Raw genomic sequence first — 19213 nt, 5'->3', positions numbered from 1 at the left:
ATTGTGCCGCAAATGGACGGCTCGCAAAATAACTGCAACTTTTGCCGCTGCCCGATACTCCATTGTTCACTGTCACATTCACTTGCAAGGAGTCACACATGGCCCGCAAAACCGCCGCCCAAGCCGTCGAAGAACAAATCAAGGATCAAGCCTTCAGCGAACTGACCGCGCTGATCGAAGAATCGGACAAACTGCTCAAAAGCAGCGCATCCCTGGTAGGCGAGGAAGGTGAAACCCTGCGCGAGCAGGTTGCCATCAAACTCAAGCAAGCCCTGGATTCGGTGTCCAGCGTCCGTGAGCGCAGCAAGCCAGTCGTGGACGCCACCGAGACCTACATCGGCGGTCATCCATGGCAGACCGTGGCCATTTCCGCAGGCTTTGGCCTGGTGGTGGGTCTGCTGCTGGGTCGCCGTAACTGATCAGCACGGGCTGCGCCCATGGCGCAGCCTGTTTCACCCCGCCGCCAGTTCTCGCAGTTGCCGAAGGTCCTGCGCGTCAAGCTCTATGCCTGCTTCCTGCGACTCCGCCCGTGTGCGATGGCGCCGATCCCCCGGTAATCGCCGTAACCCCGCCGCATGCATCTGCCGCACCAGTTCCTGGCTGCGCTCGGCAAAGCTTTGCCCGGCGGTTTTGCGCGGATCGATTACTATCAGTAATTGGCCGGTCCAGGGCGTACGCGCTCCCGGATGATCGGCCCAATTGAATTCGAACGAAAAATTGCCGCCTGTCAGTGCCGCCGCCAGCAACTCGACCATCATCGACAACGCCGACCCCTTATGCCCACCAAATGGCAACAGCGCGCCCCCCTCCAGAATGGCTTTCGGGTCCTGGGTCGGCTGGCCCAGGCTATCGACGCCCATGCCTGGTGGGAGCCGTTCGCCTTTGCGCGCGGCGATCTGCACGTCGCCATGGGCGATGGCGCTGGTGGCCAGGTCGAACACAATCGGCGCGCCATCGGCCCGCGGCGCAGCAAACGCGATGGGGTTGGTGCCGAACAACGGGCGATCAGCGCCATGGGGCACCACGCAGGTCATGCTGTTGACCACACTGAGTGCAACCAGCCCTTCTTCGGCGAAAGGTTCGACGTCCGGCCACAAGGCAGCAAAGTGATGGGAATTGTGGATAGCCAGTAACGCAATGCCGGCGCTGCGGGCCTTGCTCACCAGCAACGCACGCGCGGCCGCCAGAGCGGGTTGGGCGAACCCATTGGCGGCGTCGACCCGTACGAAGCCTGACGCAACGTCGGTCACGATCGGCACGGCGGCGCCATTTACCCAACCGCTGGCCAGGGTCGAGAGGTAACCCGGGATACGAAAAATACCGTGGCTATGAGCGCCATCACGTTCAGCGCTGGCGCAATTGTGCGCAAGGATCGCCGCCACTTCTGGCGAGGTGCCGTGCCTGACGAAAATCTGTTGGAGCACCCCCACCAACTCAGTGAAGCTGATGAAGGCCGTGACAACTGTCGGAGACTGCGCAGACATTTGAAGCTCCATTTTTATGATTGGAAGGGGCAACGAATGGACATCCAGGCCGTCGATTAAACACCACCTGCAGCGCTCACTGTCAACTTACGACGAGACTCAATAGTTACCCCCGCCAGTCATAGGTGCCTGCCTACCCTGTGTCTTCCTATTCACGCTGGAGACAGGCGATGACCCGTGTCACCCCGCCCTATTTTTTCGACGAGTTCCTGCTACCCGTCAATCGCTCGACATTGAGCGAGCGCGAACGCGCCCTGGGGTTCACCGTCAAGGATCTGGAATGGCTGCACGGCGTGTATTACGCCAGCGACGCCAGCCGTCAGGATACCCGCCTGCAAAGCCCGCCCATGCGTGTAGAAAAGCTAATGATCAATGTGTCGGGGCAGGTTGCGATCCCACTGGCCGGCGCGTTTGTGATGAGTTCCACGCCCGACGGTGCCAAGGCTCTGCTGTACACGCCTTATGGCGGTATCCAGGTGTTTGACAGCCATGCCTCGCTGCTTGCCGAGGTCAGTCAGGCGTTGGCTGATTCGGTACAGCGCGTGGAGTTGCTGAGTTTTCTGTCGATTGCACAGCGCAACAGTCTGCCGGCGGATAGCGCTCTGACACTGACCACTTCGCCGGTCCTGGGTGCGGTCATGCAAGACCAGGAACAAACCCTGCAGGCCTGCCAACAGGCCAACGTGCAAGCAATGCTTGAGCACTTGCAGAAGACCCCGACCTTGTCCGCCATGCTCGACACATTGCTCGGCATCATGGCGCACCCTCATTTCCCCGGCCTGGATCAGCGGCAAACGCAAGTGAACTGCTTTCTCCAAAGCCCGACGGATGCCGATCGACGCTGGATCGACTCCCTGTCGTTACGTGATGCGTTATTGCAGTTCTATGTCAAACATGCCTGGCCCTTGGGGCAAACTCGCGAATTCATCAACCCCAAGCACGTCACCAGCCACTTCACCCAGCCCCAGTTGCAACAAGATCGCGAGTATTGGGACACGCTCATCGAACAAACCTCCGGTACGCTGTCCAAATTGCTCGAGAGCCTGCTACAGACCTACTGGAACGAAGACATCGACAGCGGCACCTCACGCCTTGACCTGTTCGCGCAAATCCTGGCTGACAAGTTCCGCCTCGATGTGCTGCTCAAGCGCCAGAACGGCATCCTCAGTGCTGACGAAAGCCATATGCTCCAGGCCCTGCTCCTCAGCGACCAGGGCGCTCGCAGCACCTACGCCGCCAAACTGAGCGTGGAAAAAGTGCGCATCTACGCGCCCTACCAGCACTACGTGGAACTGGCCAGTACCCTGATGCTGCATGACAGCCATGCCTACCTTTATACCCAATCCCGTGGCTTGCAGGTACTTAAGGATCTGGACGATCTCAAAGACACGCTATTGACCATGCTCACCGCCGCCGGGCACGAAGATGAACTGCTCAATTTCCTCTCTCTGGACGAGCGCAACACCTTTATCGGCCTGGACCAGATCAACGTTGCCGCACACCCCGTCACCGGGCACGTGTTCACCGACATGATCGAAGACATCGCCGCCAAGCAGACCAGTAATATGAACCATGCCCTGAGCCTCTATCGCAGCAGCGCCGGCCAGGTGGACCTGGAAGCATTGCTCGATTACGCCCTGGACATCCGCACCATGCTCGACAGTCGCCTGGCCGACCTGGACACCGATGGGCGCTGGACGATACATCCCGTCAGCAGCGGCAATGGCCGCCCCTCCACGGTGCAAGCCGAGCGCGCCAAGCTGCACCTGCAACGCCTGCGCGCTGCCCAAGAAGGATTGCAGATCGAGCGCCTTAAGCACCCGACACTGCGCAGCATGGCCACCCTGGCCCTGAACACAGAACTGCAAACCCAACGACTGGACCTCAAGGCCGACGAGATTTATGTCAACACTTACGCGTCCCGCGCCGAGCAGCGTGAGGAGCGCGCGCCTGTGTCTTCGCTGAGCATGGTTGAACATTTCATCGAGCGCCTCGGCCAGAAGAGCAAGCCGCTCCCAGTGTCTTCCAGAACTGGGTTTTACGCAGAACGCAACCAGGGTGTCGCCCTGAAGCTCAATAACATGCCCCTCAAAACCTTCAACAACATGATCGAACGGGTCTTGAAGGTGTTTGCCGGCCACGAGATGCGTGAACTCCCGCGCCTGTTCCTGAACAATATCCGCGATAAACACGCGCACTCGATGCTGTTGGGCTTGCGCAGCGAGGCTGAACTGCGACTGCTGGGTAAAACGCTGACGCACCGCAGCAACGCCATTCTTGATGCGGTCCTGCGAACTGACAGCCTGGCGCGCCTGACCCGACATGGGATCAACGGGTTTCTGCCGGATGCTTATGCGCTGGCATTGCACAAGGGTACGTCCGACGCGCTGCTGCCGCTGGCCAATCTGTTTGTACTGACCGAACGTGGCGGCCTTGACCCCAAGAATTCGGGCCAGGCGATCCTATGGACGCCTCGGCGTGGTCATGAGGTTTTTGCGTCGGTCTCGGCCCTGCGCGAGGCGCTCACCCAGCGCCTGGCGCATCCGATCAAACGACTGTCGCTACTGGAGAATCTGTCATTGTCCCAGCGCGTGCCTCATCAGGCGTATCGCCTGGCTGCGCTGCAACGTATTGACGATAACCTGCTGGACAATCGCCTGAAAACCTACGGCGATTACGTCATGGACTCGGTAGACCGACTGCTGGCCATGGACTTGCCGGCGCGCGCCGTGCAGGACCGCCTGGATGAGATCCTGCAGATCCCGGCGCCCACCAACCTTGCACGAGCCAAGGCGCTGGCCGATGCCATGGTCACCCAGCAGGCCCTGCCCGTGTGGCTGGCAATGGCGCCCGCCAACGAGCAGATCTACCATGCAGAACTGCTTGAGCAATACCACAACAGCGCCCCGGAAGAGGAAGACTACCTGCAGGGCATCCTGTCCCTGCGCGAGCACACCTTTGGCGCCCTGAGCAAGCTGCTCCAGGCACGCTTCCCCGAACACACACTCAGCCCCGATGACGTGCTGATTCCCGTGCACCAGGCCCTCGACATCCATGACTACAGCCTGACCGATTTTGCCTTGCGTCACTGGCCGGACCTGAACAACCAGACTATCGGCCCGCGATCGCGCACCGCCACACCGCTGCCGGACACCCTGGATGCCAATGCGCTGGTTCAACTGGTGCGGCAACTGGACTTGAAATCGGTGTACCAAAAGCGATTGCAAACCGAGATGGACACCCGCACGGAAGCTGCACGCAAACGGCGGCGCCTGTTCTGTCGGCAACTGCCATGGCAGGTGTTGCAATACGCCCACGAGCAACATCTGCAAGAACGCCTGTCAAACAAGGCCTTGGGCTTGGTCCAGCAGGTGTTCGACATGCCTGACGGCCTGGCACGTGCGGCGTTGAAGGACGTATCGACGCTGATCCGGCCCGTTGAGCTGGTGGCGACTGCAGGCGCTACTGCCGCCAAGGTATTGGGCATGTACCTGATCAGCCCTGGAGGTAAAGAGGCCGGTCCGGTAGTGCTCTATGCGCCCTACAGTGAAAACCACGTGCTCAAGCAATATGACAACGAGCAAGCGCTGCTGGATGAGGTGGAGCGACCAGGGGAACTGCAGGACTGGGTCATTCAGCACCTGGAAGATCCGCACCAGGCCGTTTACCGCAGCTTGCTGCAAAACAACCTTCATCGCTCTTCGGATATGAGCCTGGCCTCATCTGCCGTGACCGGCAACCTGCTGCACTATTTATTCAGTGAGAACACGCTGATCCTGCTAAAAATGCTCGCCTGCCAGTTCGAAAAAGGCTCCAAGCTGCTTTGGGATAAAGTGGTGGGCGTGTTCGGCAAGGGCATACCCGCGGCAGTGCACTTCATGGCGGGTAAACTCGCCTATCCACTTGTGGTCTGGCGCAGCTACCAGTTAGTCAAGCGCTCGGCTGAAGCGCTGCAACTGCACCAGTGGAAAGCCGCGATGAAGGACTTCAGCCTGGCCGTGGTGCAAATGGCCGCCCTGTACAGCGAGCTTGATGGCAGCGAAACCCCACCGCCTGATGACGCTGACCTGGTCGACCTGCCGGAAGGCGGCCTGCCCACCGCCACTGCCCCGGGCCTGCGGGACGTCACCGCCACTTCGCGAACGCGGTTGCAGCGCTTGGAGGGCTACGACATCGCCCTGGAGGACCTTGAGCTGGACACCTCCACCCATGTCTACAAGGATAAGGCGAGCGCCAAGAGTTACGTGCCGCTGGCAGGCAAGGTGTATCCGGTGAAGAAAACCAAGGAGCACTGGCGCCTGGACAACGACGATCAGCAGGGCCCCTACGTCGGTCGCAATGCTGATGGCAAATGGGTAATGGACCTGAGCATACACAAGCCCCGCTTCGGCCAGGCCTGGACGCGGCAAAAAGTGCGACGAGCCGAAAGGCGCGACATCAATATTGAAGCGCAGGGCATAAGGGCGATCGCTGCAGTGTCAAGCTGGAAAGCCCAAGTCATCGACGAAGCCTTGAACGTATCGACTTACTACGCCGTCAACTGCAAGCGCAACATCCATCACTTTGCAGAGCTGCTCAAGCCTGATAGCCGGGTAGGCCTGTTCTTGTGCGACCTGTTCGGCACTCTCAATCTGAACCCGGCCCAAGTGAAGAAAATCGAGGACATCATCGATGGAATACTGGATGAGTTAAGCGACCCCACCTTGATCGGGCCTGACTCAATGCGCTTTGTCAGCGGTGAAAGCGTGAAAGCCCCCACCACTGATTACGCGATGGTGCTTCTCGGTGACAGCGAGCGCAAAGTGTACTTGTTCGAAAGGTTCTTCCATCCAAACCTGGCTGAATACGCCACCATACTGAGTGAACCTTTCGACATGTTCGCCCATGCCAGAGCCTCTACCCTGATCCATGAGCTGACGCATCTGCGGTTCAAGACAGAGGACATTGCCTACCTGCGGAGCCTGGAGCCATTCCGAGACCTGATCGATACGGCAAAGCCGGGTGCTCAGGCGGTGAAGACGCGCCAAGATGATTTGCAAACGAGCGGGCTGTCGACGTTGACGCCGGCAACTATGCTATTCAAGGCATGGGATGACATATCCAATACCTGGGAGGATTACGGCTTTTTCACCGCCACCAGCTTCCTCAAACGCAGAGTCCTGAATATCACGGGTGCCAAGACCCTGAATGAGGCCCGAGAAGTTTTCATGAGCAATGTCGACAAGCGTATTGACGTCATTCTATCCAACGCCGACTCAGTCAGTTACCTGATTACACATCTGGGGCGAATGCTGGATGAGGGGGCCTGAGCAGGCCCCCAACACGTGAATCAATCTTTCTGGTCGCGCAGGACATTGCCCGAGGCGCCGTCGATTCGTGCTTCATACACCACGCCGTCGGATTTACGGCCTTTGACTTCCCAGTAGCCGTCGTTATCGGCTTCGGCGGCGTAGACCTCGACATACCCAGCCTTGGTCTTCGCCACTTCAATAGCTTTTTCAATCGGAATCCAGCCCGCACCCGGCTTGTCTGCCAGCGCAGCGCCGGCGCTCAACAGCGCGGTGGTCGCACACAGGGCGGCTAAGGTTTTCTTCAACATTTTCGTACTCCTTGGTGGATGACAGTGTGTTTCCTGATTTTTTAGGCGCGTTTAAACAAGAATAAGTTCCAATTGATATGCAATCGCCATGATGCTGTTCTCGCCGTAAGGCTCGGGGGGGTAGAATGTGGGGAAATCAGGATGGATAAATGAGCGAAAAGTCCCTTTCAGAAGCCGAATACGACGCCATCACCGACGCCGCTGCGCATTGGTGTATGCGTGTGCATGCCAGCGACTGCACGGCGGCTGAACGTCAGGCCTTCGAACATTGGCACGATGCCCACCCGCTGCACGCCTTCGAGTATGCCGCGATGTTGGAAATCTGGGACGTGGCCGATCATTTGCCCCGCAATGCGCCTGCACCGCTTGTGGTGCCGCTCAAGCCTCGTAAACGCTGGCGCTCTTATGCGGTGGCAGCCGCTATCTGCCTTGCTGCTCTGCCGCTGGCCGCCTTCACGGGGTGGGAAGCCGGTTGGTTGCCAAGCTCATACGAGCGGTTTGACGCCACCAACGGGCTGCGCAAAGTTACCCTCGGTGACGGCAGTGAGGTGGAGTTGAACCTGGGCACCGAGCTGGTCTACAGCCACTACAAGGATCGTCGCCAGGTGAAGTTGGCCAAGGGCGAAGCGTTTTTCAACGTCACCCACGACAGCGAGCACCCGTTTATCGTGCAGGCTGGCGAAGGCCAGGTTCGGGTGACGGGCACCCAGTTCAATGTGTGGAAGTATGAAGACCAGGTGCGGGTAATGTTGCTGGAAGGCTCGGTGCAGATCACCAGCGACGCGGTGCATGGCAGCGTGCCGTTGACTCCGGGGATGCAGGCCAGCTACCACCGCGGCGACGCCACGCCGCAAGTCGCCGCGATCAAACCCAATGACCCTGCGCTTGCCTGGCGTACGGGCAAGCTGGTGCTTGATAACCTTGCATTGGCCGATGCGTTGCCGCTGATCAACCGATACCTGAACAAGCCAGTGATGCTGGCGGATGCTGGCACCGGGAGCATTCGCATTGGTGGCATCTATAACCTCAGCGAGGTCAACAACCTCATCCCTTCCCTGCCCAAGGTCCTGCCGGTCTACCTGACCCGCAACCAGGATGGCAATCCCGTACTCAACTCCATCCCGGGTAAAACGCCCAAGGGTTGAGGCGCGTTTTTTTTACTTCAGTGTCCACTTTTGAAACACCTCGGTACGCTGAATCGCCCAGCGGCTGCGGATTCATGCATCTGTCATCGAGACTGTTTCATCGCTGACACAGTTGAAGAGTGTGGCCGGGCATATCGCGCCGCCCAGCGACTGTTTCATGCTTGAAACACTGCTATCGGCGATGCGCGCAGAAAAATTGCAACCTATTGAGTTTCAAACGTAAACGAAAAGCGGCACGGGTTCTGCTCTTTCCCTGATAACGCTGTTTAGGGTCAGCGTTCAGAAAAAGGACTGCCGCCGTGATCACACTCACACACGCCTCGATAACCGTACTGCTGATCAGCTGCGTGCTCAGCGCCGGCATCAGCCATGCGGGCGATGGCGTTATCGTGACAGGGCGAACCGTGCAGGGTCACATGTACGGACGCACCTCCCTCCCCGATCCATACCCCACCACTGCCAACGCCAACCCCAGCAAAGAAATCATCAGTGCCACCTCCGGCGAACTCAGTGATCGGGACATTGGCGGCATCCGCAGCGGTTCTGGCCTTGCGCGATCCATCCAGCCCAACGGCAACCTGTCTGGCCTGGGCGCCACGCAAAACAGCCTGTCGACCCAGGGCGCCGGTGCAGCCGCCGGCCATGGCGCGGGCAGCAGCATGGCTGGGCAGATCAATGGTTCGATCCAGCGCGGCATGGCGCCCTTGAACAATCTGGGCAACATGCTGGGGGGCAAATGATGAAGCGCATCCTGTTGACCATCGCCCTGCTGGGCAGCGTCTCGGCAATGGCCGACAACACCGCCGTTATCAATAACAGCGGCCAACAGTACGAAGGTGTGCTGTCGATCAACCAGGCCGCCGGCAACCAGCAACAGATGTCCAACAGCCGCGCAATCGCGCTCGATGGCCAGGCCACCAATGTGAATATCCAGCGGCTCGACGGCAACGTCGACCCGTCCTTGAGTGCCAAGGTGGCGATTCAGGGCGCTTCATTTATCAATGGCAACGGCGTGCTGGGCGTTAACCAGTCGGCCGGGGCCAATAACCAATCAATCAACGCGGTGCGGATCAGCCTCAACCCTGGCCCGCAAAGCATCGATGACAGCGTCCTGTTGCAACAGAACACGACGCAGTTGACCGACTCAGGGCTCACCCCCACCACTGGCAGCCGCCAGGTCGCGACCAGCGACCAGGCCTTCACCGGCAGCCGAGGAGTGATTCAGGTGAACCAGAGTGCCGGGGTGGGGAACCGAGTGGCTAACACCCTGGGCATCACTATCAAGTAACCGCTTGGTAGACGTTAGTTAGACCGTACCAACACTTAACCCAACTAATTAGAAGCAAGGAGAAACACCATGAAACCTCAAATGGCTCTGAAACCTCTGGTTTTCGCTCTCGCCGCACTCATGGCAGCAGCTGCTCAAGCGGGTGGCTGGCACCCAGCGCCTCAGCCAACGGGCGTAATTGCTGCTGTCGTCACGGATGTACAAAACAGCGCAGGCAATAAATTCAACGACACCAAAACCGAAAACAACGCGTCTGCCGATGACTCCGTCAATGGCAACAGCGGTAACGTCGGCGTCAACGTGCAGTCTGGCAGTGGCAACCAGGCCGACAACTCTGCCGCCATCTCCAGCGCCAAAGGCGATGCAGCGACCGTGTTCGGCGTGGTCGACGTGAATCAAAACAGCGGGCTGAACAGCTTCATCAACAAAGGCACGCAAAACAACTCCTCCCTGGATAATGCTGTTAACGGTAACTCCGGCAACGTCGGTTACAACGGCCAGTCCGGTCAAGGCAACCAAGGTAAAAACAACCTGGCTATCGTGACCGCTGACGGGAAAAATATCGCGGCGGCAGCCAATACCGAACAAAACTCGCTTGCCAACAACTTCCTCAGCACCGCCGCCAGCAGCCACGGCTATGGTGGCAAAGCTCAATACGTGTCGAACAATTCCAGCCTCGACAACTCGGTCAACCGCAACTCAGGCAACGTAGGCGTCAACCTGCAATCCGGTGCGGGCAACCAGGGCAGCAACAGCCTGGTGATCGGTCAAGGTTGCACCGCCTGCCCTAGCGGCGTGCGCTTCTGATCCAACGGGGCCTTGGCAACAAGGCCCTTTTTATTTCAGTGCCCAACAGGTCATTCGATCATGCGTATCGCGACCCTCACCCTCTTGATGTTGCTCACCGGCACAACCTGGGCAGGCACCATGGCGATTTCCGCCATGCCCGGCGGTGCGGTGATCTTCAAGAAGGTCGAGAGCATCCGTGAGCGCCGGTTCGCCAACCTGGTGGAACAGAAAACCGATTTCAGCTGCGGTGCCGCGGCACTCGCGACCATCCTGCGCCAGGCCTATTGGCTGGACGTCGACGAAGACCACATCATCAAAGGGATGCTGGTAACCGCCGACCAGGACCTGGTGCGCACCCAAGGCTTTTCCATGCTGGATATGAAGCGCTACCTCGAAAGCATCGGTATGCGTGCCCGCGGCTACAAGATCGCACCCGATACCCTGGTGACGGTGAAGATTCCCGTGGTGGTGCTGCTGGAGATCCGTGGCTACAAGCACTTCGTGGTGATGCAGCGGGCCGACAAGGACTGGGTGTATATCGGCGATCCCGTGCTGGGGCACAAGCGCTATTCCCGTGACGACTTCGTCAAAGGCTGGAATGGCATTGTGTTTGCCGTGCTGGGTGAAGGTTACGACAAGGCCAACGTCTTGCTTGACCCGCCCACTCCGCTGACGGCCAAGAACCAGTTGAACGAGTTCCGGCCCGTGGGCGATGCCGAGTTGATGGATTTCGGTTTTATCCAGAGCGACTTCTTCTAGAAGCGCAATAAGGGGCAGGACGCCCCAGGAGCAGCAGATGAACACTTTCCGTTGGCTGACGGTCTTGTGTCTGGCAGCCTCTATGCCCGCCTATGCTTCATCGGCTTTCAAACCGATCGAACTCAATGATGCGCAGATGGCCGACTTGCGTGGCCGTTACGTAATGCCGGGGCGCATCATCAGCTTCGGTATTGTCATGAGCAGCACCTGGACCAACGCCGTCGGTGACCGCATTACCGGCACGGCCAACATGCAGATCGACAAGACCACCGTTACTCCGCAATTCTATGTGCAAACCACCGGCTCCACGGGTAACGGCAGCCTGCCAAACACCGGCACCGGTAATGTGGTCGGTGGCGCCGGCCTCGGCAGCGGCCAGGGCGTAACCCAAAGCGTGCGCACCGCAGGCGATGGCAACACCGCCTACAACGATGTGGGCATCAGCATCGAGAATGGTGTCGCCCCCGCCAGTAACCTGCAAACGGGGCAAGTGCTGATGGCCGGCGGCACCGTGACCGGCGACAGCGCGGCGGGCCGCGTCAGCGTTTCGGCCAACAATGGCGGCGTGCAGATGGCGATCCAGGCCAACCACAACCAGGGCAACAGCCTGCAGCAGATCGGCGGCGGCAATGTGCTGCAGGGAACGGTGCTGACCGGCAACAGCAACCTTGTCAGAAACATCACCCAACTCAACGTCGTGATGAACAATAACGGCTTGAACAACGGCGCGTTGAACTGCAATTTGGATCAACTCAAAGGCCTACGCACGCTCGGTTATTGAACTACGCTGACCCTCGACACTTTCGCATTAGAACAGGACGGCTTATTTCATGCATCGATCGTTATCGCTACGCGCGGTGATTTGTTTAAGTACGCTCTTGCCCGCATCCTTGCTGTATGCCGCGCCAGACGCCGATATCGAAACCCTGAAAAAGGAACTGCTGGAACTCAAGCAACGCTATGACGTGCAGCAAAAAGCCTTGGCCGTGCTGGAGCAACGCGTGCGTCAGGTAGAGGATCAACCCGCAGCGCCCGCCCCCAAGCGCTTGGCCAAATCACCTGCCGACTTCAAGCAAGGCGCTAACGCTGTCGCCGCCACGGGTACCGGTGCAGCCGCAGCGTCAGGTGGTGCAGGCGGTGGCGGCAGCTCCTACGGCCAATCCCTCAAGGACGACTCGGCCCCTGCGCAAAGTGTGAGCAACCTGTACAACGAGGCCAGCGGCTTTTTCGGCAATGGCAAGTTCAGCGTGGAAACCGGCATCACCTATGCCCGTTACGACGCACGCCAATTGACCCTCAATGGCTTCCTGGCGCTGGACTCGATCTTTCTGGGCAATATCAACCTGGACCGGATCAAGTCCGACAGTTGGACCCTGGACCTTACCGGGCGCTACAACGTCGACAACCGCTGGCAGTTCGATCTGAACGTCCCCGTGGTGTACCGCGATTCGACCTACCAGTCCGGCGGCGCCGGCAACGATGCCACCGCTACCTCGGAAGCCTCGGTGACCCGCGACCCTACCATCGGTGACGTCAACTTTGGCGTGGCCTACAAGTTCCTCGACGAAACGCCGACCTTGCCGGATGCGGTAGTGTCTGTGCGCGTCAAGGCGCCCACGGGTAAAGAGCCGTTCGGCATCAAGCTGGTCAGGCAACCCAATAACGACAACCTCTACTTGCCGGAAAGCCTGCCTACGGGCAACGGGGTCTGGTCGGTTACACCGGGCATTTCCCTGGTCAAGACCTTCGACCCGGCGGTGCTGTTCGGTTCGCTGTCGTATACCCACAACTTCGAAGACTCGTTCGATGACATCAGCAGTGAAGTCAACCAGAAGGTGGGGGGCAAAGTACGCCTGGGCGACAGCTTCCAGTTCGGTGTCGGTGTGGCGTTCGCCTTGAACGAGAAGATGAGCATGTCGTTCTCGGTTTCCGATCTGGTGCAGCGCAAGAGCAAGCTCAAGCCGGACGGCGGCGACTGGCAATCGGTGGTGTCCAGCGATGCCAACGCGGGTTATTTCAACGTAGGCATGACGATTGCCGCCTCGGATAACCTGACCATTGTGCCGAACCTGGCGATCGGGATGACCGATGATGCGCCGGACTTTACGTTCAGCCTGAAATTCCCGTACTACTTCTGACCGCGAAAAAGTGGGAGGGGCAAGCCCGCGAAGACGTCGGCCCAGCAAACATTGATGTTGGTTGATCCACCGCTATCGGGGCATAGGTATCTACACAACTTTGCAGTCGCCAATGGCAACCACGATGCGAAGCGAGCCGTTCTTGATCTTGATCTGCTTTTGATCTTAGGCGCCCCGTCAAACCACGCTGGCCGGAATTCGACAGGGATTTGGGGGGTAAACCGGCAGGGATGCCGGTTTAGCCGCCCCGCGCCATGGATGGCGCGTGGCGGCGGCCCCCCAAATCCCTGGCGGATTACGGGCACACCGAGCCCAGGCGAGGTGCCGAGTGGTGGGGCAAGAGCCTTTTGGTTACTTTTGGGCTCTTCTTTTCAAAAGTGACCCGCTGTAAGAGCGGAACCAGTAGCAGCCGTTACCCAAATAACGGATATGTACTCGGTCTAATCCAACATCCCGGCCGGTCCTGAGGCCGCCATCGGGAGCAAGCCCCCTCCCACAGGGGATCTGCGCTTAACTGACCGGCATTACCCTCCACAACCCGCCTTAGCGGATCTGGTGCTTGTGCAGCAGCCGGTAGAACGTCGGCCGGGAAATCCCCAGCACACGGGCTGCAACACTGAAATTATCGCTGTGCCGATTGAGCACATCGCACAACGCCTGGCGTTCGGCGCGGTGCTTGTAGTCTTCCAGTGTCGCCATCGGCGGCGAAAGTACCTGCTGGCCTTGCAGCCCCAGGTCCACGGCTTCGATCTGGCGCCCTTCGGCCAGCACCAGACCGCGGCGCACACGGTTGGCCAACTCACGCACATTGCCCGGCCACGGGTGTTGCCCCATCGCCACCAGTGCCTCTTCGCTGAAGCTGCGCGGGCGTCGGCCGGTTTCCTGGCTGTAGAAACGCGAAAAATGATTGGCCAGCATCGCCACGTCACCATGGCGCTCGCGCAATGGGGCCGTGACTACTTGCAAGACATTGAGGCGGTAATACAGGTCTTCGCGAAAGGCGCCCTTCTCCACCGCGGCTTCAAGATCCACATGGGTGGCTGCCAGCACCCGCACATCCACCGAAATGGGTTGGCTGCCGCCGACGCGCTCGATATGTTTTTCCTGAAGAAAGCGCAACAGGTTGGCTTGCAGCTCCATCGGCAAATCGCCGATTTCATCCAGAAACAACGTGCCACCGTGGGCCGCCTCAATCCGTCCGACCTTGCGCTGATGTGCGCCGGTAAAGGCGCCCTTTTCATGGCCGAACAGTTCCGACTGGATCAGATGTTCAGGGATCGCCCCACAGTTAATCGCCACAAACGGCTTGGCGTGGCGCTGGGATTGCCGATGAAGGGTCTTGGCGACCAGCTCTTTGCCGGTGCCGCTGTCGCCACGAATCAGTACCGGCGATTCGGTGGGCGCCAACTTCGACAACAATTTGCGCAGTTCACGAATCGGGCGGCTGTCGCCTAACAACTCGTGGGGTTCATCTACCGGCACGACACCTTTGCCCCGCAATCGCGCCATGCCAAACGCACGCCCAATGGTCACCTGGACCCGAGCCACATCGAACGGCAAGGTATGAAAATCGAAGAACCATTCGCAGACAAAATCTGCGACATTCTGCAAACGCAGGACTTCAGGACTGAGCACGGCGATCCACTCGGTACCGCTGCGGCCAATCAACTCCTTGACCGCCTCGGGGCGTTCCAGATGGCAGGACTGCAAGCGGAGCAGGCCCACATCGCAAGAACGATCCCCCACCGCCTGCAATGCACAGCTGTCAACTTCCCAGCCGGCAGTGCGCAAGCCGGGTAGTAGCCTGTGACAGTCATCACAGGGCTCGACTACCAGCAAGCGGCGTTGAACAGGTGTCACAATCATGACGATTCCTTGGCGCCAAGATTATTAAAGTTATTTAGAAACAAGGATTTGGGGCGCCTGGCGCTAACCCTAGCAAGATCTTGACGCTCACCTTGTACTATTTCGCTATAAGTGCGGGCAAAAAGCCATGTGTGTTTAATCGGGGGCAAAAAGTTTGCTGCTGCCGAAACTTTCAATCAGCTTTCAAAACAGCCGCTTACATGACGTTAGTCAGGGAAAGTTAAAATTTCTTGCTCTAGCATGTGACCCGCACCCCACCATCGTGCATCAGTACAAGTAACCCACCGCACGGTCAGCCCAACCGCCGGTACTCACTTGAATGGGCATACAGAGAGAAGACCCAAATGAACGCTCCGCTGCGCATCAACGAAGCTCTTTTGATTGCAGACCGTGCCTTCCAACCCTTTCAGTGCGTGGCCTGGCACGATGGCAATGGCGCCCTCAGCCTGAGCGTCATCGACCGTACCAACACCCGTATCGGCAGAAAACAGCTGTCGTCGACTGCCTATACCGACCCGGCTCAACTTGAAGACCTATTGTTGCAGGCTCGCGCCGAGCTCGACAAAGATGGCTACCAGTTACAGTCCTGGGCAATGCCGAAGTAATTCAATGCGACAACTTCCAGCCAACGTCAAACATCGGCTGGAAGTTGTGCAATAACACTTCAAGTACTTAGCGTGCCGCGAGAATAAACCGCTCGAATGCCTCGGCAGCCCCGTCCTCGACGTTGCTGCCGGTCACCACATTGGCCTGACGCTTGACGGTTTCTTCGGCCTGGCCCATGGCAATCGACAACCCAGCCACGTGAAACATCGCCGGATCGTTGCCGCCGTCGCCGATGGCGGCGGTCCGGTTCAGCGGCACGCCAAGGTGCTCAGCCAGGGTTTTCAAGGCTTCGCCTTTGTTAGCCAGCATTGCGGTCACGTCCAGATACACCGGCTGCGAACGCGATACCTGAGCCAAACCTTGTACCTTGGGCTGCAACTGCGCTTCCAACTCCACCAGCAACTGCGTGTTGTTACTGGCCGCGACAATCTTGTCGACCCGGTCCAGGTAGGGCTCGAAACTCTCCACGACCACCGGGCCATAGCCCAGGCCATCAGCTTCGCGCTGCATCATTGGCCCTGGCGGGTCGCGGCGCAGCCAATCGCCGTCGGCAAACACCCACACTTCTACATCCGGCTCGGCAGAAAACAGCGCCAGCGTGACCAGTGCCGCTTCTGCCGGCAAATGGTGAGCCACCAGGATGCTGCCATCCGGGTTGACCAGCGTGCCGCCGTTGAAACCGGCCACCGGCACATCGATGCCAAACGTCTCGATCAAATGCAGCATGGCCTTGGGCGGACGCCCGCTGGCGAGGCTGAACAGCACCCCGGCTTCACGCATCGCACCAATTGCATCGGCGGTACGCTGGCTGAGGCTGTGGTCGGGGTGCAACAGCGTCCCGTCTACATCACTGAGGACAAAGCGGATGGGATGAATCGTTACGTCACTCATCCGAGGCTGTGCCAGGTGCGGCCGTCACGAGCGAGTAACGCACCCGCTGCCACCGGGCCATCTTCGCCAGCCTTGTAGGCCTGGATACCGTCGTCTTCCTTCCATGCATCCAGGAACGGCTGCACGGCGCGCCAACCGTTCTCGATGTTGTCGGCACGCTGGAACAACGTCTGATCGCCGGTCAAACAGTCGTAGATCAGGGTTTCGTAACCTGTCGAGGGCTGCATCTCGAAGAAGTCCTTGTAGTCAAAACCCAACTCGATATTGGCCATCTCCAGAGTCGGCCCAGGCTTCTTGGCCAGCAGGTCGAACCACATGCCTTCGTTCGGCTGGATCTGGATTTTCAAGTAAGTGGGCTTGAGCTCATCGACTTCGGTATCGCGAAATTGCGCATAAGGCGCCTGCTTGAAGCAGATCACGATCTCGGTGTCGCGGATGCTCATGCGCTTGCCGGTTCGCAAGTAAAACGGCACACCGACCCAACGCCAGTTATCAATCATCACTTTGAGCGCAACGAAGGTCTCGGTGCTGCTGTCGGGTGCGACGTTGGCTTCTTCGCGATAACCGGGCAATGGCTTGCCAGCGATTTCGCCAGCGGTGTACTGACCACGCACGGAGTTGGCCCGCGCATCTTCCAGCGACCAGGGACGGATCGCACCCACCACCTTGGCTTTCTCACCGCGCACCGCATCGGCACCAAAGGCTGCCGGCGGTTCCATGGCGACCATCGCCAGTAGCTGGAACAGATGGTTGGGCACCATGTCGCGCAGTGTGCCGGTTTTTTCGAAAAAGTTACCTCGGGTTTCAACGCCGACGGTTTCAGCCGCGGTGATTTGCACGTGATCGATGTAATGGTTGTTCCAGAACGCTTCGAACAGCACGTTGGAGAAGCGGCTGACCAGAATATTCTGCACCGTCTCCTTGCCCAGGTAATGGTCGATGCGGTAGATCTGCTTCTCGCTCATCACCTTGAGCAGGCACGCGTTCAGCGCCTCGGCGGTGGCCAGGTCGGAGCCGAACGGCTTCTCGATAACCACACGCCGAAAGCCATCGTCCGTTTCATTCAACAAACCGGCACTGCCCAGGCGCTGCACCACTTCACTGAAGAAGCGCGGCGCAGTGGCGAGGTAGAACACGGCGTTGCCGGTGCCGCTGTCGGCGATCTTCTGCGCAATATCCGCGTAGGTGCCGTCGTCTAGGAAGTCGCCCTCGACATAGCTGATGCCCTTGGCCAGTTGCGCCCACAGCGCAGGGTCCAGGGCATGTTCAGCATTGCCCCTGACCTTGCTGGCGGCTTCGGTGCGAATGAAATCCTCAAGCTTCTTGGCGAAGTCTGCGTCGCTGATGGCGTTGTGATCAACGCCGACAATACGCAGGCCATCGCCCAGCAACCCGTCGCGGCTCAGGTTGTACAGCGCCGGCATGAGCAGGCGCTTGACCAGGTCGCCATGGGCGCCAAACAGAAACAACGTGGTAGGTGGAGCAGGTTCGGCCTTGGGTTTCTTGCCGTTGGCGGTCATTTTTTGGAGGTCTCCACATGGCCGCCAAAGCCGAAGCGCATGGCAGACAGCATTTTGTCGCCGTAGGTGCTCTGCTGGCGGGAGCGGAAACGCGCAAACAGCGACGTCGACAGCACCGGTACCGGCACCGCTTGTTCCATGGCCGCTTCGATGGTCCAACGGCCTTCGCCGCTGTCCGCTACGGAACCGGAGTAACCATCGAGTTTCGGGTCGGTGGCCAGGGCGTCGGCGGTCAAGTCCAGCAGCCACGACGACACCACGCTGCCACGGCGCCAGACTTCGGCGATATCGGCAACGTTGAGGTCAAAGCGCTGATCCTCCGGCAGGTTTTCCGAGTTCTTGGTCTTGAGGATGTCAAAACCTTCGGCGAACGCCTGCATCATTCCGTATTCAATGCCGTTGTGGATCATCTTGACGAAGTGACCGGAACCCGCCGGGCCTGCATGGATATAACCGTGCTCGGCGCGTGGGTCGGCTGCGGCCGAACGGTCCTTGGTGCGCGGGATATTGCCAAGGCCAGGGGCCAGGCTCTTGAAGATCGGGTCCAGGCGCTGCACGGTCTCGACGTCGCCGCCGATCATCATGCAATAGCCACGCTCCAGGCCCCAGACGCCGCCGGAAGTGCCGACGTCAACGTAGTGCAGGCCCTTTTCAGCCAGGGCCTTGCCGCGACGTACATCATCCTTGTAGTTGGTATTGCCGCCGTCGATGATCACATCGCCGTCTTCGAGCAGCTCGCTCAAGGCATTGATGGTGTCTTCGGTGGGCGCGCCCGCCGGCAACATTACCCAGACCGCACGGGGCTTTTGCAGGCCAGCCACCAGGGCATTCAAGTCGGCGACGCCAGTGGCGCCCTCCTCGCTCAAGGCTTTGACGAAGGCTTCGTTACGGTCGTATACAACGGTGGTATGCCCATTGAGCATCAGGCGCCGCGCAATGTTACCGCCCATGCGGCCTAGTCCGATAATCCCCAGTTGCATGTGCTGATGCTCCTAACTTCTAAAAAATGTGTGACATAGTTTATAGCGCAATGAGGCTAATGAGGGTTAGTCCAGAGCAGATCCGTGTAGTTTCATGACAAAAAAGTTGCCATCGTTTCACCATCACCGCCTGAAAAGTCACACGACC

The 19213-nt window shown here is 59.1% G+C and carries 16 protein-coding genes; 10 read left to right on the top strand and 6 right to left on the bottom strand.

Annotated features, from left to right (window positions below; translation table 11 throughout):
- The first annotated feature begins 98 nt into the window (after positions 1–98).
- Positions 99–419 carry a DUF883 family protein gene (locus LJX92_RS12080; protein ID WP_032875861.1) on the top strand — a complete coding sequence of 107 codons (321 nt, stop codon included), beginning with the start codon at positions 99–101 and terminating at the stop codon, positions 417–419.
- A 33-nt stretch (positions 420–452) separates the two neighbouring features.
- On the opposite strand, the gene LJX92_RS12075 is transcribed toward LJX92_RS12080, so the two are convergent.
- Complete coding sequence (locus tag LJX92_RS12075; protein ID WP_078821494.1) at positions 453–1484, bottom strand: Ldh family oxidoreductase; 1032 nt, start codon at positions 1482–1484, stop codon at positions 453–455.
- Between the two features lie 170 nt (positions 1485–1654).
- Here LJX92_RS12075 and LJX92_RS12070 point away from each other — a divergent pair, with 170 nt between their 5' ends.
- Positions 1655–6793, top strand: coding sequence for a dermonecrotic toxin domain-containing protein (locus LJX92_RS12070; RefSeq protein ID WP_228309808.1), 5139 nt, complete (start codon positions 1655–1657; stop codon positions 6791–6793).
- A gap of 20 nt (positions 6794–6813) precedes the next feature.
- On the opposite strand, the gene LJX92_RS12065 is transcribed toward LJX92_RS12070, so the two are convergent.
- Complete coding sequence (locus LJX92_RS12065) at positions 6814–7083, bottom strand: PepSY domain-containing protein (RefSeq protein WP_032875869.1); 270 nt, start codon at positions 7081–7083, stop codon at positions 6814–6816.
- Positions 7084–7232: 149 nt separating this feature from the next.
- Here LJX92_RS12065 and LJX92_RS12060 point away from each other — a divergent pair, with 149 nt between their 5' ends.
- From LJX92_RS12060 to LJX92_RS12030, 7 genes are all read left to right on the top strand, one after another.
- Complete coding sequence (locus tag LJX92_RS12060) at positions 7233–8228, top strand: FecR family protein (protein WP_032875872.1); 996 nt, start codon at positions 7233–7235, stop codon at positions 8226–8228.
- A gap of 299 nt (positions 8229–8527) precedes the next feature.
- Positions 8528–8968 (top strand): hypothetical protein, encoded by a 441-nt coding sequence (locus LJX92_RS12055; protein ID WP_032875874.1) that lies wholly within the window; start codon positions 8528–8530, stop codon positions 8966–8968.
- Positions 8968–9516: a hypothetical protein gene (locus tag LJX92_RS12050; protein WP_032875877.1), complete on the top strand. Its 549-nt coding sequence runs from the start codon at positions 8968–8970 to the stop codon at positions 9514–9516. The genes LJX92_RS12055 and LJX92_RS12050 overlap by 1 nt, the downstream gene beginning before the upstream one ends.
- A 69-nt stretch (positions 9517–9585) precedes the next feature.
- A complete protein-coding gene (locus LJX92_RS12045; RefSeq protein WP_103734318.1) occupies positions 9586–10323 on the top strand; it encodes a hypothetical protein in 738 nt (245 codons plus the stop codon).
- A gap of 60 nt (positions 10324–10383) precedes the next feature.
- The gene (locus LJX92_RS12040) at positions 10384–11064 is read left to right on the top strand and encodes a C39 family peptidase (protein ID WP_032875883.1); all 681 of its coding nucleotides are present in this window, start codon (positions 10384–10386) and stop codon (positions 11062–11064) included.
- 37 nt (positions 11065–11101) lie between these two features.
- Entirely contained in the window at positions 11102–11845 is a 744-nt protein-coding gene (locus tag LJX92_RS12035) for a hypothetical protein (protein WP_032875886.1), read from the top strand.
- Between the two features lie 49 nt (positions 11846–11894).
- Entirely contained in the window at positions 11895–13202 is a 1308-nt protein-coding gene (locus LJX92_RS12030) for an autotransporter outer membrane beta-barrel domain-containing protein (protein WP_032875889.1), read from the top strand.
- Between the two features lie 543 nt (positions 13203–13745).
- Here LJX92_RS12030 and LJX92_RS12025 read toward each other — a convergent pair.
- Positions 13746–15068 (bottom strand): sigma-54 dependent transcriptional regulator, encoded by a 1323-nt coding sequence (locus LJX92_RS12025; protein ID WP_223018602.1) that lies wholly within the window; start codon positions 15066–15068, stop codon positions 13746–13748.
- Positions 15069–15412: 344 nt separating this feature from the next.
- Between LJX92_RS12025 and LJX92_RS12020 the strand changes: the two genes are divergently transcribed.
- On the top strand, positions 15413–15673 hold the full coding sequence (locus LJX92_RS12020) for a hypothetical protein (RefSeq protein ID WP_032875895.1): 261 nt from the start codon (positions 15413–15415) through the stop codon (positions 15671–15673).
- Positions 15674–15740: 67 nt separating this feature from the next.
- Here the strand turns inward: LJX92_RS12020 and LJX92_RS12015 are convergent, their stop codons facing one another.
- From LJX92_RS12015 to gnd, 3 genes are read right to left on the bottom strand one after another with little or no spacing between them, the layout of a single operon-like run.
- Positions 15741–16565 (bottom strand): HAD family hydrolase, encoded by an 825-nt coding sequence (locus LJX92_RS12015; protein WP_148853719.1) that lies wholly within the window; start codon positions 16563–16565, stop codon positions 15741–15743.
- The gene (gene zwf, locus LJX92_RS12010; protein ID WP_223018601.1) at positions 16562–18085 is read right to left on the bottom strand and encodes a glucose-6-phosphate dehydrogenase; all 1524 of its coding nucleotides are present in this window, start codon (positions 18083–18085) and stop codon (positions 16562–16564) included. Before zwf ends, LJX92_RS12015 begins: the two co-directional genes overlap by 4 nt.
- Positions 18082–19065 (bottom strand): phosphogluconate dehydrogenase (NAD(+)-dependent, decarboxylating), encoded by a 984-nt coding sequence (gene gnd / locus LJX92_RS12005; RefSeq protein ID WP_032875901.1) that lies wholly within the window; start codon positions 19063–19065, stop codon positions 18082–18084. Before gnd ends, zwf begins: the two co-directional genes overlap by 4 nt.
- Between the last annotated feature and the right edge of the window lie 148 nt (positions 19066–19213).

The sequence above is a fragment of the Pseudomonas sp. HN8-3 genome (genome assembly GCF_020790195.1).
In the GTDB taxonomy this organism is placed as follows: Bacteria; Pseudomonadota; Gammaproteobacteria; order Pseudomonadales; family Pseudomonadaceae; genus Aquipseudomonas; species Aquipseudomonas synxantha_A.
The sequence above is the reverse complement of the archived record's forward strand: the minus strand, read 5'-3'. Positions and strand labels throughout refer to the sequence as shown.